The sequence below is a fragment of the Micromonospora sp. KC207 genome (assembly GCF_004348615.1).
Classification (GTDB): Bacteria; Actinomycetota; Actinomycetes; order Mycobacteriales; family Micromonosporaceae; genus Micromonospora.
In genome coordinates, this window is sequence record NZ_SMKJ01000163.1 from 1 (window position 1) to 15,781 (window position 15,781).

General features: G+C 74.5%; 16 protein-coding genes. 9 read left to right on the plus strand and 7 right to left on the minus strand.

Features of this window, described 5'->3' with window-relative positions:
- Nucleotides 1-10 precede the first annotated feature (10 nt).
- From E1258_RS19985 to E1258_RS20015, 7 genes are all read left to right on the plus strand, one after another.
- Nucleotides 11-622: an NADH-quinone oxidoreductase subunit J gene (locus E1258_RS19985; protein ID WP_132403509.1), complete on the plus strand. Its 612-nt coding sequence runs from the start codon at nucleotides 11-13 to the stop codon at nucleotides 620-622.
- On the plus strand, nucleotides 619-1,014 hold the full coding sequence (gene nuoK, locus E1258_RS19990) for an NADH-quinone oxidoreductase subunit NuoK (protein ID WP_132403513.1): 396 nt from the start codon (nucleotides 619-621) through the stop codon (nucleotides 1,012-1,014). The genes E1258_RS19985 and nuoK overlap by 4 nt, the downstream gene beginning before the upstream one ends.
- Nucleotides 1,011-2,918: an NADH-quinone oxidoreductase subunit L gene (locus E1258_RS19995; protein WP_132403516.1), complete on the plus strand. Its 1,908-nt coding sequence runs from the start codon at nucleotides 1,011-1,013 to the stop codon at nucleotides 2,916-2,918. Before nuoK ends, E1258_RS19995 begins: the two co-directional genes overlap by 4 nt.
- A gap of 19 nt (nucleotides 2,919-2,937) precedes the next feature.
- Nucleotides 2,938-4,443: a NuoM family protein gene (locus E1258_RS20000; RefSeq protein ID WP_132403519.1), complete on the plus strand. Its 1,506-nt coding sequence runs from the start codon at nucleotides 2,938-2,940 to the stop codon at nucleotides 4,441-4,443.
- 55 nt (nucleotides 4,444-4,498) lie between these two features.
- Nucleotides 4,499-6,007 (plus strand): NADH-quinone oxidoreductase subunit N, encoded by a 1,509-nt coding sequence (locus E1258_RS20005; protein WP_132403522.1) that lies wholly within the window; start codon nucleotides 4,499-4,501, stop codon nucleotides 6,005-6,007.
- A gap of 121 nt (nucleotides 6,008-6,128) precedes the next feature.
- A complete protein-coding gene (htpX, locus tag E1258_RS20010; RefSeq protein WP_132403525.1) occupies nucleotides 6,129-7,007 on the plus strand; it encodes a zinc metalloprotease HtpX in 879 nt (292 codons plus the stop codon).
- Between the two features lie 155 nt (nucleotides 7,008-7,162).
- Nucleotides 7,163-8,422 carry an MFS transporter gene (locus E1258_RS20015; RefSeq protein ID WP_132403528.1) on the plus strand — a complete coding sequence of 420 codons (1,260 nt, stop codon included), beginning with the start codon at nucleotides 7,163-7,165 and terminating at the stop codon, nucleotides 8,420-8,422.
- 97 nt (nucleotides 8,423-8,519) lie between these two features.
- On the opposite strand, the gene E1258_RS20020 is transcribed toward E1258_RS20015, so the two are convergent.
- From E1258_RS20020 to E1258_RS20040, 5 genes are all read right to left on the minus strand, one after another.
- Nucleotides 8,520-8,855: a YnfA family protein gene (locus E1258_RS20020; protein WP_132403531.1), complete on the minus strand. Its 336-nt coding sequence runs from the start codon at nucleotides 8,853-8,855 to the stop codon at nucleotides 8,520-8,522.
- A 39-nt stretch (nucleotides 8,856-8,894) separates the two neighbouring features.
- Complete coding sequence (locus E1258_RS20025; RefSeq protein ID WP_132403534.1) at nucleotides 8,895-9,287, minus strand: MerR family transcriptional regulator; 393 nt, start codon at nucleotides 9,285-9,287, stop codon at nucleotides 8,895-8,897.
- Nucleotides 9,288-9,369: 82 nt separating this feature from the next.
- Entirely contained in the window at nucleotides 9,370-9,795 is a 426-nt protein-coding gene (locus tag E1258_RS20030; protein ID WP_132403537.1) for a hypothetical protein, read from the minus strand.
- A gap of 656 nt (nucleotides 9,796-10,451) precedes the next feature.
- Complete coding sequence (locus tag E1258_RS20035; RefSeq protein ID WP_132403540.1) at nucleotides 10,452-10,832, minus strand: VOC family protein; 381 nt, start codon at nucleotides 10,830-10,832, stop codon at nucleotides 10,452-10,454.
- 769 nt (nucleotides 10,833-11,601) lie between these two features.
- On the minus strand, nucleotides 11,602-12,240 hold the full coding sequence (locus E1258_RS20040; RefSeq protein WP_132403543.1) for a class I SAM-dependent methyltransferase family protein: 639 nt from the start codon (nucleotides 12,238-12,240) through the stop codon (nucleotides 11,602-11,604).
- Between the two features lie 91 nt (nucleotides 12,241-12,331).
- Here E1258_RS20040 and E1258_RS20045 point away from each other — a divergent pair, with 91 nt between their 5' ends.
- Entirely contained in the window at nucleotides 12,332-13,240 is a 909-nt protein-coding gene (locus tag E1258_RS20045; protein ID WP_132403546.1) for an LLM class flavin-dependent oxidoreductase, read from the plus strand.
- Nucleotides 13,241-13,401: 161 nt separating this feature from the next.
- Complete coding sequence (locus tag E1258_RS20050; protein ID WP_132403549.1) at nucleotides 13,402-13,935, plus strand: alpha/beta fold hydrolase; 534 nt, start codon at nucleotides 13,402-13,404, stop codon at nucleotides 13,933-13,935.
- 87 nt (nucleotides 13,936-14,022) lie between these two features.
- On the opposite strand, the gene E1258_RS20055 is transcribed toward E1258_RS20050, so the two are convergent.
- Together E1258_RS20055 and E1258_RS20060 are read right to left on the minus strand one after the other, a co-directional pair.
- Nucleotides 14,023-15,159, minus strand: coding sequence for a questin oxidase family protein (locus E1258_RS20055; RefSeq protein ID WP_132403552.1), 1,137 nt, complete (start codon nucleotides 15,157-15,159; stop codon nucleotides 14,023-14,025).
- Nucleotides 15,160-15,187: 28 nt separating this feature from the next.
- Nucleotides 15,188-15,754: a phosphoribosyltransferase family protein gene (locus E1258_RS20060; RefSeq protein WP_132403555.1), complete on the minus strand. Its 567-nt coding sequence runs from the start codon at nucleotides 15,752-15,754 to the stop codon at nucleotides 15,188-15,190.
- Nucleotides 15,755-15,781 lie beyond the last annotated feature (27 nt).

The following is a 15,781-nucleotide window of genomic DNA, read 5'->3' on the forward strand; positions in this document are numbered from 1 at the left end:
GTGCCATCCCGTGACCGGTGCGGACCTGCTGCTGCTCGCCCTCGGCGCGGTGGCGGTCGGCGCGGGGGCGCTGGTGGTGACCACCCGCCACCTGGTCCGCGCCGGCCTCTACCTGGTGGTCTGCCTGGGTGCCCTGGCCGGCCTCTACCTGGTGCTCACCGCCGAGCTGGTGGCCTGGGTGCAGGTGCTGATCTACGTGGGCGCGGTGGTGGTGCTCCTGCTGTTCGCGGTGATGCTGACCCGCGCCCCGATCGGTGCCTCCGACGACCTGGACCGGCCGGGCTGGCCGGCCGCCCTGATCGGCGGCGGCACCGGCCTCGGGCTGGCCGCCCTGCTGGTCGACGCGTTCCGCTGGACCCGGGTCGACCTGCCCGAGCCGGGCACCGCCGAGCGCCTCGGCGAGCAGGTGTTCCGCACCTGGGTGCTGCCGTTCGAGGTGCTGTCGGTGCTGCTGCTCGCCGCCCTGGTCGGCGCGGTCGTGTTGTCCCGCCCCGACATCGGCCGTCGGCCGGCCGACGCCCGGAGCATCGGCAAGGCAGGCGGGTCGGGCCCCGACGCGGCCGGCCGTCCGGGCGTCGGAGCGGGCGGCGACCAGGGTGCCGACGCGGGAGGCCACCGGTGAGGCCGGTCATCCCGTACGTCACCGCCGCCCTCCTGTTCGGCCTCGGCGCGTACGGAGTGCTGCGCCGCCGCAACGCGGTGCTGGTGCTGATGGCGGTCGAGCTGATGCTCAACGCCGTCAACCTGGTCCTGGTCACCGCCGACACCACGGTCCGGGCGCAGCTACCGCACGCGGGGCAGGTGTTCGCGCTCTTCGTGATCGTCCTGGCCGCCGCCGAGATCGGCGTGGGGTTGGCCATCGTGCTCCAGCTCTACCGGCTGCGGGCCAGCGTCGCCGTCGACGAGGTGCCGCTGACCGAACCGTCGGCCGGGTCGCTGACCGAGCGGCCGGCCGAGTCGCCACCCGGCGGCCGGCCGGCGCGGTCCGCGCCGGCCGGCGAGGTGACCCGGTGACCGGCCTGCTCGGCGCGCTGCTGCCCGCCGTACCCCTGGTGGCGGGCCTGGCCGGGTTGCTGCTGCCGCCGGCGCCGCGCGGCGCGGGCACCGGGGCGGACCCGGCCCGCCGGGTCGCCGTCGGGCTCGGTGTGGCCGGCGCGGCCGGCGCGCTGCTGGTCGCGGTCGCGCTGCTGGCGCGGGTGGGTCCGCCCGTCGAGACCTCGACCACCTGGGTCGAGCTGGGCGGGCTGCGGGTCACCCTCGGTGTCCGGCTCGACGGCGCGGCGGCCCTGGTCGCCGTCGCGGTGGCGGCGGTGGCGCTGGCCGTGCAGGTCTACTCGGTCGGCTACCTGCGGCGCGGCCCGCACGACGACGTCGAGGTCGACCACCGCTACCCGCCGTACGCGGCGCAGATCAGCCTCTTCACCGCCGCGATGCTGCTGGTGGTGGTCGCCGGTGACCTGATCATGCTGCTGGTCGGCTGGGAGGTGATGGGCCTCTGCTCGTACCTGCTCATCGCCCACGACCGCCGGCTGCCCGGCGCGCCGGCCGCCGCGATGAAGGCCTTCCTGGTCACCCGGGTCGGCGACGTCGGCTTCCTGCTCGGCATCGCCCTGCTCGGCGTCTCGGCGGGCAGCTTCCGCATCGCCGACGTGCTCGCCCACGATCACGCCACCGGCACGCTGACCGCAGCCTGCCTGCTGCTGCTCGCCGGGGCGGCCGGCAAGAGCGCCCAGTTCCCGCTGCACACCTGGCTGCCCGACGCGATGGCCGGCCCCACGCCGGTCTCCGCGCTGATCCACGCCGCGACCATGGTCGCCGCCGGCGTGTACGCGGTCGCCCGGCTCTACCCGCTGTTCGAGCGGGCCCCGGCGGCGCTGGCCGTGCTCGGGGTGCTGGCATCGGTCACCCTGCTGCTCGGCGCGCTCGCCGCCACCGCCCAGGACGACCTCAAGCGGGTGCTCGCCTGGTCGACGGTCTCCCAGCTCGGGTACATGACCGGCGCGCTGGCCGTCGGCTCGCCGAGCGCCGCGCTGTTCCACCTGCTCACCCACGCCGCGTTCAAGGCGCTGCTGTTCCTCGCCGCCGGCGCGGTGATCCACGCCGTCGGCACCACGCTGATGTCCCGGATGGGCGGCCTGCGGTCGGCCATGCCGGTGACGTTCTGGTGCACAGCGGTCGGCCTCGGCGCGCTGGCCGGCGTTCCCCCGCTCGCCGGCTTCTGGAGCAAGGACGGCGTGCTCGCCGCCGCCCAGGCCGCCGCGCTCGACTCCGCCGGCCCGGCCCCCGCCTGGGTGGGGTGGCTGGTCTGGCTCGCCGGGCTGGCCGGCGTCGCGGTCACCGCCTGGTACGCCACCCGGATGCTGCTACGCGCGTTCCTCGGCGCGGCCCGGATGCCGCTGCTCCACCCGCACGACCCGCCAGCGGTGATGCGCGTGCCGGTGCTGCTGCTCGCGGTGCCGGCCGCGCTGCTCGGGCTCGCCGCCTTCCTACCAGCGGTCACCGACCGGCTCGGCGCGCCCGAGGGGGCTCTGACCCACGTCGGCCCGGCGCTGCTGCTGCCGCTGGCGCTGCTCGCCGCCGGCGCCGCTCTGGCCTGGGCCGGCTGGCGGCGGGACCGGGCCGCCGACCCGGCCCGCGCCCTCGGCCCGCTGGGGCCGGTGTTCGCGGCCGGGTTCATGCTCGACGACGTCCAGCGCGCCCTCGTCGTACGCCCGGTGACCGCCCTCGCCCGGCTCGCCCGCGCCGCCGACGAGCGGGTGGTCGACGGCGCGGTGGAGGGCACCGGCCGGGGCGCGCGTGGTCTCGGCGGGGCGCTGGCCGGGCTGCACCGGGCCGCGCTGCCCCGGGCGGCGGTCGGGGTGCTGGCCGGCGCGCTGCTGATCGGCCTGGCCGCCGTGCTGATCGGGGGCGTCGCGTGAGGGCGATCGGGGGAGCCGCATGAGCCTCGGACAGGTCCTGCTCGTCGCGGCGCTGGCCGTCCCGGCCGTTGGCGCGGCCGTGGTCGCCCTGCTGCCCCGGGACCGGGCGGCACGACTCGTCGGCACGGTGACGGCCGGGCTGACCCTGCTGGCCACCCTGCCGCTGGCCACCGGCGGCCGGGGCTGGACGGCCTACGGGGCGGCGCCGGCCGTACGGCCCTGGCATCGGCTCGACCTGCCCTGGGTGCCCGGCCTCGACCTGCGCTTCCACCTGGGGGTGGACGGCATCTCGTACCCCCTGGTCGTGCTGACCGCGCTGCTCACGCTGCTCTGCTGCGCGTACACCCTGTGGAAGGTGCCCGACGGTGGCGGCAGCGGCCGGGCACTCGTCGCGCTGCTGCTGGTCGTCGAGGTCGGCATCCTCGGCACCTTCCTCGCCCTCGACCTGGTCCTGTTCTTCGCCTTCTTCGAGGTCGTCCTCCTGCCCATGTACGCGATCATCGCCGGCTGGGGCGGCCCGGACCGGCGGCGGGCGGCCCGCAAGTTCGCCCTCTACACGCTGCTCGGCTCGGTGCTGCTGCTGGTCGGCGTGTACGTCGTGGTGGCCGCCGCCGGCACCGCCGACCTCGTCGCGCTCACCGGCGGGGCAGGGCTGCCCCGCGGCACTCAGCTCGCCGCGTTCACCCTGCTCGGGCTCGCGTTCGCGGTGAAGAGCCCACTGTGGCCGCTGCACACCTGGCTGCCCGACGCGCACACCCAGGCCCCCACCGTCGGCAGCGTGATCCTCGCCGGGGTGCTGCTCAAGATGGGCACGTACGGGCTGATCAGGGTCGCCGTCGGGGTGGCCCCGCAGGGGGCCCGCTGGGCCGCCCCGGTGCTCGGGGCGCTGGCCGTCGCGGCCATCGTCGCCGGCTCGCTGATCTGCCTCGCCCAGGGCGAGCTGAAGCGGCTCATCGCGTACTCCAGCGTCGGGCACATGGGGTTCGTGCTGCTCGGGGTGGCCACGCTCACCGCCACCGGCCTCCAGGCCGCGCTGATCGGCAACGTCGCCCACGGGGTGATCACCGGGTTGCTCTTCTTCCTCGCCGGGGCGATCAAGGACCGGGCGCACACCGGGGCCCTGGCCGAGCTGTCCGGGCTGCGGGAGACCGCGCCCCGCCTCGCCGGGCTGCTCGGCTTCGCGGCCGTCGCCTCACTCGGCCTGCCCGGCCTCGCCGGATTCTGGGGCGAGGCGTTCGCCGTGGTCGCCGCCGTCGAGCGGGGCGGCCCGCTGTGGACCACCCTCGGCGTGCTGGCCGCGATCGGCGGGGCGCTGACCGCCGCGTACCTGCTGCGGTTGCTGCGCCGGGTCACCCACGGCCGGCCCAGCCCGGCGGTCGGCCGGATCACCCCCGGCCTCGCCGCCGCCGAGCTGACCGCCTGGGCACCGCTGGTGCTGCTCGCCCTCGCCGTCGGCCTCGCCCCCACTTTGGTCCTCGGCGTCGCCGCCGACCCGGTGGCGGCCCTCGTGGGGGTGCTCCGGTGAGCGCGAGGAGTGCAGCGCAGCGGAGCCCCGCAGTCGCGAACGAGAGTGAGTTCCGGTGAGCCTCGTGCAGAGCGTCGACAACGTGGCGCTGCTCCCGGCGTACCTGGCCGCCGGCACCGCCGTGCTGGTGCTGCTGGCCGACCTGCTGGTGGCCCGCGCCGCCGCGCCGCTCGCCGTGGCCGCGGCCGGGGCGGTCGCGACCGCGCTGGGCAGCGCGCTCGTCGGCGCGGGCGGGCAGCGATCCACCTTCTGCGTCGCCGCCGACTGCTCGTACGTCTTCGGCGGCCGGGCCGCCCTGGTCGGGGTGCTGTTCGCGCTGCTCACCCTCGGGGTGCTGGCGCTGTCCGGGCCAGCGCTGCGGGCCGGGCAGTCCCCCGTCGGGGAATTCTGCTTCCTCCTCGCCTGCTCGATGACCGGCGGCGTGGTGCTCGGCGCGGCCGGCGACCTGATCACCCTGATCGTGGCGCTGGAGACGCTGACCCTCCCGCTGTACGTGCTCGTCGGCCTGCGCCGCGGCAGCCTCGCCTCCGCCGAGGCGGCGGTCACGTTCTTCGTGGTGAGCGTGGTCGCCACCACCGTCACCCTGCTCGGCGCGGCCCTGCTGTACGCGGTCACCGGCGGCCTGCACCTGGGCCGGGTTGGCGCGCTGCTCGCCGAGCGCCGCGACCTGCTGGACGTGCCGCTGACCACGGCGGCGGTGGCGCTGATACTGCTCGGGCTGGCGTTCAAGGTGGCCGCCGTGCCGTTCCACGCCTGGGCGCCGGCCACCTACGACGGCGCGCCGCTGCCCGTGGCCGCGTACCTGTCGACCGCGTCGAAGCTCGGCGGTGTGGTGACCCTGCTCGCGGTGGTCCAGCGGGCCCTGCCGGCCGAGGTGACCGGCCCGGTGCTGGCCGGGCTCGCCGTGCTCACCATGACCGTGGGCAACCTCGTGGCGCTGCGCCAGCGCCGCACGGTGCGGCTGCTCGCCTGGTCGTCGGTGGCCCAGGCCGGCTACATCCTGGCCCCGCTGGGCGCGCTGGCGCTGGCCGCCGGCCGCACCGCCGACGCCCGCGCCGCCGCGTACGCCGCCGCCGTGGCGTACGCCGTCTTCTTCGTGGTCCTGGAGCTGGCCGCCTTCGCGGCGCTGGTGGCCCTGCGACCGGCCGGCGCCGACGGCGGCAGCCTCGACGACCTGCGCGGCGCGGCCCGCCAGCGGCCTTGGGTGGGGGCGGCGTTCGCGCTGGCCCTGGTCGGTCTGGCCGGTCTCCCGCCGGGGCTGGCCGGCCTGTTCGCCAAGGTGACCGTGGTCCGGGCCCTGCTGGACGGCGGCGCGGGCTGGCTCGCGCTGGTGGTGGCGGTGAACGCGGTGACTGGCCTGGCCTACTACCTCCGCCTGGCCAGCGGCCTCTACGCCCCGCCCGCCGGCACCCAGGCGGACGCCGCCGCCCAGGCCGACGCCGGTGCCGCCCGATCCTTCGCCCGGCCCGCCGGGGCGGTGGTCGCCACCCTCGCCGTGGCCACCCTGGTCGCACTGGCCGTCGGCTTCGCCCCGCAGCTCGTGCTGGACCTCGCCGCCCGCTGATCCCAGCCTTCCCGCAGGCCGGTGCCAGGCAACCCACAGTCATGAGACGGATGGTTAGCGGGTATCGCAGTGTTGTACCGGTCAGCGGATCCCGCGCGATCCGCGCACCGAAGGAGCGATCGTGCATCACAACCGTCTGAAGACCGCAGCGCTGCTCGGCCTGCTGACCTCGCTGATCCTCGCGGTCGGCTACTGGTTCGGCGGGAGCGGCGGGCTCGTCGTCGCCGTCGTCGTCTCACTGGTGATGAACGGCGTGACCTACTTCTACTCCGACAAGCTCGCGCTGCGCTCGATGCGGGCGCAACCGGTCAGCGAGGCACAGTTCCCCGAGCTGTACCGGATGGTCCGTGAACTGGCCACCGAGGCAGGGCAGCCCATGCCGCGCCTGTACGTCAGCCCCACCTCGCAGCCCAACGCGTTCGCCACCGGGCGCAACCCGGCCCACGCGGCGGTCTGCGTCACCCAGGGAATCACCGAGATCCTGGACTACCGGGAGCTGCGCGGCGTGATCGGGCACGAGCTGTCACACGTCTACAACCGGGACATCCTCATCTCCAGCGTCGCGGCCGGCCTCGCCGGCATCATCACCATGCTGGCGAACATCGCGTGGTTCATCCCGTTCGGCGGTGGCGACGACGAGGACGCCCCGAACCCGGTCGTGCTGCTGCTCACCCTGATCCTCGGCCCGATCGCGGCCACCGTGATCCAGCTCGCGATCAGCCGCAGCCGGGAGTTCCAGGCCGACCAGTCGGGAGCCCAGCTCACCCGGGACCCGCTGGCCCTGGCCAGCGCCCTGCGGAAGATTCACCTGGGCACCCAGGCCCGGCCGCTGCCGGCCCAGGGTCAGCTCACCAGCACCGCCCACCTGATGATCGACAACCCGTTCAGGCGGGGTGGCGGTGTCGCCGCGCTCTTCTCCACCCACCCCCGGATGGAGGAGCGGGTCGCCCGGCTGGAGAGGATGGCCGCGAGCGCCGGCCCCGTGCGGTTCCAGCGCTGACCCGTCCCGACCCGATCCCGCCCGCGCCCGGTCAGACCGGGCGCGGGCGTTTCGTCTGGTACGTGGCGAGACGCCGGCCATAACCGGTTCACTCCCGGAACCTGCGGCGTTAGGGTCGGAACGTTTCCGGCTCATTACATCCCTGGAGGTTCCCCGTGGCCGCACTGCGCCAGTACCTGGGTGTATGGCGGGTCCCCGGCGCGCCGATGCTGCTCGTCCTCGGCGTCATCGGCCGGCTCGGGATCGGCATGACACCGCTGGCTCTGCTGCTCGTGGTGGAACAGGTGACCGGACGGTACTCCCTCGCCGCCGTCGCCGGCGGCATCTACGCCCTCTCCGGCGCCGCGCTCAGCCCCGTCGCCGGCCGGATCGCCGACCGCGTCGGCCCCACGCCGGTGCTGCTGGCCACCGCCGTCGCCCACCCCCTCGCGCTCGTCGGGCTGCTCTGGGCCAGCCGCGCGGAGGCCGGCAGCCTGGCCCTGACCTACCTCGCGGCCGGGGTGGCCGGGGCCACGCACCCGCCGCTGACCGCCGCGCTGCGCGGCGCCTGGAACGAGCTGACCGGCCCCGCCTCCGGTCGGTATCACCTGCGCAACACCGCCCTCGCCGCCGAGACCTCCCTCTTCGAGGTCGTCTTCGTCCTCGGCCCGCTGCTGGTGGCGGCGTTCGTCCTGATCGCCGACGCGTCAGCCGCCCTGATCGGCGCGGCGGTGGTCACCCTCGTCGGCACCGCCGCCGTGGCGCTCGGCCGGGTCATGCGCGGCTGGCGCCCCCACCCGCAGGAGCACCACGCCCGGGGGCTCGGCCCGCTGCGTGTCGGCGGTTTCCCCGCCCTGCTGCTCTGCGTCGCCAGCCTCGGCATCGCGTTCGGGGCCGCCGGGGTGACCGTTCCCGCCTTCGCCGGCAACCAGCCCACCGGCGACCCCGAGAGCCTGGCCGGCGTCCTGCTCGCGGTGTGGGGCATCGGCAGCGCCGCCGGTGGGATCTGGTTCGGCGTCCGCAAGCCCTCGGCCAACATGACCCGCCAGTTCGCCTGGCTGCTCGCCGCCGTCGCCGGCAGCTTCGCCGTGTTCGCGGTGATGCCCGGCCCGATCGCGCTCGGCACCGCGCTGGTCGTCGGCGGGGCCACCATCGCGCCCGCGCTGACCCTGGAGAACACCCTCGTCGGGCGGATCGCCCCGGCCGGCATGCTGAACGAGGCGTACACCTGGGTGGTGACCATGTCGGTCGCGGCCAGCGCCGCCGGCGGCGCGGTGGCCGGCCTGATCGTCGACCACGCTGGCGGCGTGCCGTGGGCGTTCGTCTTCGCCGGGGCGGCGGTCGCCGTCGGGGCCGCCGTCGCCGCGCTGCCCGGCGGCCCGATCACCCGCGCCGAGGCCGCCGCGGTACGCGTCGAACAGACCCTCGCCGCCTGACCGGGAAGGCGGCGTGCGGTGCCCTGGACCGTCGGCGACCCGGTGCCACCGACAGCCCCGTTACCTGTTGCCGGTGGGTGAGTGGCACCGCCCGGAGTCAGTCGCCACGTGGGGCGTACATGATGACGGCGACTCCGACCAGGCAGATGGCCGCACCGAAGATGTCGTAGCGGTCGGGGCGGAACCTGTCGACGACCATGCCCCAGGCGAGGGACCCGGCGACGAAGATGCCGCCGTAGGCGGCGAGAATGCGGCCGAAGTTCGGGTCGGGTTGAAAGGTGGCGACGAAGCCGTAGAGCCCGAGCGCCATCACCCCGGCCGCGACCCAGAGCAGTCCTCGGTGTTCGCGCCAGCCCTGCCACACCAGCCAGGCCCCGCCGATCTCGGCGACGGCGGCGACCACGAACAGCAGGATCGAACGGGCGACCGTCATGCGTCAGACCGTAACGTCGCCACCTGACGGTCCTGCTGGTCACCCTGCCGGCAGGAGCAGTGGCCGCCAGCGCAGCCGGTGGTGGACGGCGGCGCGCAGGGTGTCACGGATGACGGTCAGCTTGGCCAGCTCCTGTTCCACCCCGACGAGCTTTTCCCTGACGCGCGCTTGGAGGCCGGTGCCGGGTCGGCCGCTGTGCCGGTGTCGGGCAGCTTCGAGGAGGGCGGCGATCTCGTTGAGGGTGAAGCCGAGGCGCTGCGCGGTCTTGATGACCCGCAGCAGGACGACCGTGCCGGTCGGGTACAGCCGGTGCCCGGCCGGCGAACGCTGCGGAGAGGCGAGCGGTCCCCGGCGTTCGTAGTAGCGCAGCGTCTGCAGGTTGACCCCGGCCGCGTCGGCGAGCTGGCCGCTGCGCAGCCCCCGTCCGGTCATTGCCGGGCCCGGAGAGTCCTCGCCCGCTCGGCGAGGGCGTCCAGCACGTCGATGTGGGCCGTCGATACCCGAACGTCCAGCGTCAGGAATCCGGGCCGGGCCGCGCGATGTCGAAAGTGAAGAAGGAGCAGCAAGACGATTCACGAACCGTTAGATCCCGCGCGATTATCTCGATCTGCTCCGCGCCGTCGAGGTGCAACCGACGACACGCGTGCAGGTGGCGCAGCGTGACCCGGACGGGGAACTGCGGCGCACGGGAGGACCCTACCGGTAGTTGGTGAACTGGAGAGACTCTGCCCGTGAGCAGCCAATACACCGCCGTGATCGCCGCCAGGCCGTCCGAGGGCGACCCGAGCACCTTGTCCACGGCTCGGCGCGTGCGGTCCTCGCTGGTCGGCACGAGGTGGGTGTGGGTGCGCAGGGTGAAGCCCGGCTCGGCGTGGCCGAGGTATTCCGACAGCGCCTTGACGCTTTCCCCGGCGTCAAGGCGGCCCTTGACGGGCCGCACGCGCCGCCGGCAGGGCGCGCGTCCGTCGCTCCGCTGGCGCTCCGACTCCGGCCACGCAACACGCCCGGCGGCTGGCGCGAAGGGCGGCGAGCCCCGGGGCCGCCGCATGACGACACGCCGTTACCCGGTGAGGTGGCGGGGCCGGCAGCCGGCCGGGCCGCGCAGCCAGCAGTCCGCGCGGCGTGGGGGAGCGGACGTCGGGTCCGTCGGCGGCTGCCGGGTGGGTGGCGGAGTTGCGGTTACTGCGCCTCCGGCGGAGGCGCTCCGGCTTCAGGATGGCCGGGGGTCCGTCGGCGGGTCGCGGTCCGTGGGTGGTTGCGGTAGCGCCATCCCACCGCCGAAGACCCGGGGCGAGCCGAGCAGACCGTCGCCGGGACCGCCAGCGTCCGTCCGTGCGTCAAGGCCGTCTTGACGTGGCGGCCCCGGCGGCGGCCCGCTCCCACAAGGGCGGTCGACGGCGACGGGATGGCGAGGTTCCGCTGGCTGGGTCAACGCCTCACCAACACGCATGCGACACGGGGCGGGTCGAGCATCCACCCGGCTCCCCAGCTATTGATGGGGTCGCCAGATCTTGTCGGCGGCTGCGGGGTGGCGGCTGCGTCGATCGTTTGGGCGAGGCCGTCAGAGTGGGTCGAGGCGGCGTTTGGGCGAGGCCGTCAGAGTGGGTTGAGGCGGCGCTTGAGCAGGCAGAACTCGTTGCCTTCCGGATCGGCGAGGACGTGCCAGGACGCCTCCGCAGGCTGACCGATGTCGACGAGTTTGGCCCCGGCGGCCAGGAGGCGCTCGAGCTCGGCGTCCTGATCGCGGTCGGTGGGGTTGACGTCGATGTGCAGCCGGGCATGCCCGTTCTTCGGCTCGTCGTTGCGGATGAGGAAGATCGTCGGCTGCGGGCCGCCGAACCCTTCGCGCGGACCTATCTCGATGTAGACCCCCTCTTCGCGATCGAGCTCTATGAAGTCCAGGACCTCGCACCAGAACCGCGCCAGCACCTCGGGGTCGCGGCACTTGAGCACGAGCTCACTGATACGGCATGCCATCGACGGAACCTACTCTCAGCATGGAAACTGCCGGGGCGGCCGCACGCGGATCTCATAGGCTCCCTGCAGTGCGAACAAGCTCGCGATCGTACCGGGCGAGGCGAGCGGGGCTGGACGAGGGTGCCCGTCGGGCTGAGCCCTGACGGTCGTCAGCCAGCAGGAAGTCAGGAAAGGCGCGACAACAGCCGTCAACCGTTGGTACGGGACAGCAAAGTCCCGGACGACAACACCAGTCGTCGGCATTGATCAGCAAGCATCAACTGTGTGGAGCCGCCTTTGCAAGGCAGGGTTCCGGCTCAGGGGAGAGGCGCTACCCAGACGGGGAACGGTGAAGGTAGCTCCTCCGCGGGCGGCCCTCACCATGGCCCACCCAGACGGCCGTCAGGTAGCCGAGTTCCTGCTGAGCACCGAGGGCGACGAGGCCGGATTCCGGTGGCTGGACGAGCCGTTCGAGGACGGGTAAGCCGGGCCATCCACGGGCCACAAGCCGGGGTCGGCCCAGGCCAACCGAGGCCACCAGGGACCGCGCCGACCTGGGGACGACACGCCATGTCACGGCCTGATCTTGTCCGATTCCCAAGCCGGCAGTGCGGGTTCGATTCCCGTCATCCGCTCCACCGCATGAAGGCCCTGGTCAGGACGCGAGTCCCGAGCCAGGGCCTTCGGCGTCCGCCGGCCAGCGAAGAGAACGCGATGCCGGCGACGTGGCGGTGTCGTGGTGGCGCGGATACCGCTATGTCGTTGACACGGAGCCGATTAACGCCGACGGCTACCGGACGAACGTGAACAGCGTCCCGGAGGCGTCCAGCGGCCGGGGAACGCCGGTGAACCGGTGCGCGCCGACCGAGAAGAGCACGCCGTCCGGCGCGTGGAACGACCGCTCGGCGAAACCGGCGTCCTGTAGCCAGTTGCGCAGCGCCGGGGTCAGGTCGGGGGCGCGCCGGGTCCGCGTCCAGATCACCGTGGCACCGCCCGCGCACAGTTGCGGCAGGGCGGCCACTGTCCGGCGTACGTCATAATCTCCGACGTTGCCGAAGACGCCCGCCATCAGCACGAGGTCGGCCGGCACCACCCCCGCGTAGGACGAGAGCCGGCCCGCGTCCGCCCGCCGGACGTCGACGTTCGCGAGGCCGGCGCGGGTGGCGGCGGCCCGGGCGGCGGTGACGTTGCGCGAGTCGTACTCCAGCAGCGTGGCACGGACGCGGTGCGCGTCGGCCCGAGTGGCCAGCGCGCCGACGACGTCGTGTCCCTGGCCCGCGCAGGCGCTGACGACCGTCAGCGGCTCGCCGGGGCGCTCGTCCAGCCACGCGGTGATCGCCCTCCGCACCAGCCGCAGCCGGCGGGACAGCGGGGAGTTCTCGTCGGCGTACGGTTCGTGCCACGCCTGCCAGTCGGTCTCGCTCGCCACGCCACCGAGACTGCCAGGCCACCGCGCGGGCCGGGTGATCGAAATCCATGCCGGCAACGGGCCCCGCCGGTCGCGCCGTACGCTGGCGATCATGCGGATTGGCATCGTGATCCTTCCGGACCAGCGTTGGTCGCAGTCGCAGCGCCGCTGGCGGCAGGCGGAAAAGTGGGGCTTCGACCACGCTTGGACGTACGACCACCTGGGCTGGCGGGACCTGGTCGACGGGCCCTGGTTCGACTCGATGACCACGCTGACCGCCGCCGCCACCGTGACCTCCCGGATCGGGCTCGGCACCCTGGTCGCCTCGCCCAACTTCCGGCACCCGGCGGCCTTCGCCCGGCAGATCACCGCTCTCGACGACGTCTCCGGCGGCCGGTTCCTGCTCGGCGTCGGCGCGGGCGGCATCGGCTTCGACTCGGCCGTGCTGGGCGGGGAGACGCTGCCGCCGCGCCAGCGTGTCGACCGGTTCGCCGAGTTCGTCGAGCTGCTCGACCTGATCCTGCGCGAGGACGGGACCACCTGGCGGGGCGACTGGTTCGCCGCCGTGGACGCCCGGAACAACCCGGGATGCGTGCAGACCCCGCGGGTGTCGTTCGTGATGGCCGCCAACGGGCCCCGCTCGATGCGGCTGGTGGCCCGGTTCGGGCAGGGCTGGGTGACCACCGGCGCGGGCGGCGATGACGTGGAGGAGTGGTGGCAGACGGTGACTGACCTCGCCGCCCGGATGGACCGGGCGCTGGCCGAGGCCGGCCGGGATCCGGCCACCCTGGACCGCTACCTGTCCCTCGATGCCGCCCCGGTCTTCTCGCTGAGCAGCGCGGACTTCTTCGCCGAGCAGGTCGGACGGGCCGCCGCGATCGGCTTCACCGACGTGGTGACGCACTGGCCCCGGGCCAGTAGCTGGTACGCCGGGGACGAGGCCGTCCTGGTGGACGCGGCCACCCGGCTCCTGCCCGAGCTGTGCCGCCTTCCGCCCGCGCCCCGCCCTGTGACGCGGTGAGAAGGGAACCCTGCTCTACCGCAGGCGTTAACAGGGGGCCCTTCCTTACACCTCAGTCGAGACGAGCCGGAACCGGACGCAGACGATCTGAGTGTCGTCGGTAACAGGGCGCGTCGGGGCGTTACGGTGGCGGCAGGCAGAGCTGGTGAAGGAGACGGGTGATGGCGGACCGGCGCGCGGTGCTCATTCCGGGGCGGGGCTACGACACCCGGGCACCGCTGTTCGCGTACGTCGGTGAGGCCCTGCGCCGGATCGGCTTCGATACGCACGAGATCACCTGGTGGGTGCCGCCGGACCTGGGCGCGGACCGGGCGGCGCCCTGGGTGGCCGAGCAGGCCGCCCCGGCGCTGGCGGAGCCGACGCACCTGCTGGTCGGCAAGTCGCTGGGCAGCTTCGCCGCCCCGTTCGCCGCCGACCGGGGGCTGCCGGCGGTGTGGCTCACCCCGCTGCTGCGCCGCGCCGACGTGATCGAGGCGCTGGCCCGCGCGACCGCGCCGTTCCTGCTGGTCGGCGGCACCGCCGATGCCCTGTGGGACGGTGCACAGGCTCGCCGCCTCAGCCCGCACGTGCTGGAGATCGACGGGGCCGACCACTCGTTGCTGCTGCCCGGCCCGTTGGCCCGCTCGGCCGAGGCGTTGGGCCGGGTATGCACCGCCGTGGAGGAGTTCCTCGGCGCAGGGGCGACGCCGGGATGAGCCGGGCGGCAACCCTGGGCGGGATCGCCGGCATGGGCCGAGCGTCGATACCCAGCAGGGGTGCCCGCGTGAGCCGAGCGTCGATGCTCAGATGAGCTGCGCCGCGTAGCCGGCCGCGGCGAGCACCCGCTCGTCCCCCGTCGCCGCGTGGGCGTCGAGCACCGCGTCGGCGAGCTTCACCACGTGCGCGTCGCCGTGCCGTGCCGCTCGGGCGAAGACCTCCGCCGGGGTGCCGGAGGCGACGGACGGTGGCGCGACGCCGCCCGGGGCGGCGTACACGGCGGTGACCGCCGCCGTCGCGGACCAGGCCGCGGTGAGGCTCGGCGCCCAGAGCCCGGGGTCCAGCTCCGGCAGGGTACGCAGCACAGCCGTCGGCGCGGTCACCGCGTGCACCAGCATGACCGGCTCCGACTGCCCGTACCGGAGGTAGTCCAGGCTCGCCCGGTGCACCAGTTCGGCGAGTCCCCGCTCCGCCTCGGCCGGGGTCCGCGCAGGTCGCAGCGCCGCGAGCGACGACTCCCACTCCGGTACGTCCGGCAGCCGGCCCAGCCGCTCGCGGATACCGCCGGTGCGCTCGGCGATCCGGGGAAGCCCGGCCAGCGCGGCGGCCACCCCGGCCTGTCGGATGGGCGCGCCGCCCTCTCCGGCGGGTGCCTCGTGTGTTCCGGTCGGCGCGTCGCCCCCTCCGGCGGGTGCCTCGCCCTCTTGGGTCGGCGCGTCGCCCTCTTTGGCGGTTGTCGCCGGCGGCGGGGCCGCGCCCGGGACCGGCTGCCAGCGCGCGGCCCAGTAGGCGAGAGCCTGGCCGAGTTCGGTGAGCCGGTCCGGGCTGGCCTCGTCGGCGCGCAGCGCCCGGACGGCGTGCCCGACCCGGATGACGCCGTGGGTGGCCCCGGCGGCGATGCCCGGCAGCAGCCGGGGCCACCAGGTGCCGAGGGTTTCCCGCCACGGCCGCTCGCGCATCTCCCGGTCGAAGTGCGCCAGCCAGTCGCCGGCGCGTTTCGGGTCGCCGAGGGCGGCCCGCCAGTCGTCGATCGGCCGGATGCCGCGTGGCAGCTCGTCGAGCCGCCGGAGGTAGTCGTCCAGCCAGCGGTGCACCCGGGCGTCGTGCCCGTGTCGGGCCAGTGCCTCGACAGCCATCGGGCCGTGGTTGGAAAGCCAGCCCGCGAACTCCGGGCCGGTGCGGTGCAGCCGCCGGTACGCCTCGTCCAGAATTGCATTGCCCATGCTCCGATCGTGCGACTTGAACCTTGCTTCAGGTCAACCCGTCGGGCGACGTCAGCCGGTCGCTCCCGACCAGGCCGCGTACCCGCAGCTCGATGGCGAGTTCGGGCGGGCAGTCGACGACCACGGCGGAGGTGCCGACGACCTCGGCGCCCCGGGCGGCGCAGATCGCGTACAGGGCGTGCAGTTGGGCGCCGGTGGCGACCCAGTCGTCGACCACGAGCACCCGGTCGCTGGGGCTCAGGTGTCGGTCCCGGACGCCCAGTTCGACCCGGCGGCCCCGGAAGTCCGGCGGGCTCTGCGCCCAGGTCGTCGCCCCCACGAGCAGCCGCCCGTCCCCCGTCTTGTGCGCGGGCACGAAGCCGACCCCGAGCGCGGTCGCGACGAGCGGGCCGAGGAGCAGCCCGGTCACGGCGGGGGCGATCACCACGGTCGGCCGGGCGTCCCGGAACGGCTCGGCCAGGGCCGGCCCGAGTGCCGTCAGCACCGCCGGGTCCCGCCACCAGCCGGAGACATCGCTGACCAGGTGGGCGCTCTGCGGGCCGGGATCGATCCACCGGAACAGCTCGACGAGGCGTTCGCTCAGCTCAGCGGGCATGTCGCCCATCCTGCGCCAGCTCACCGC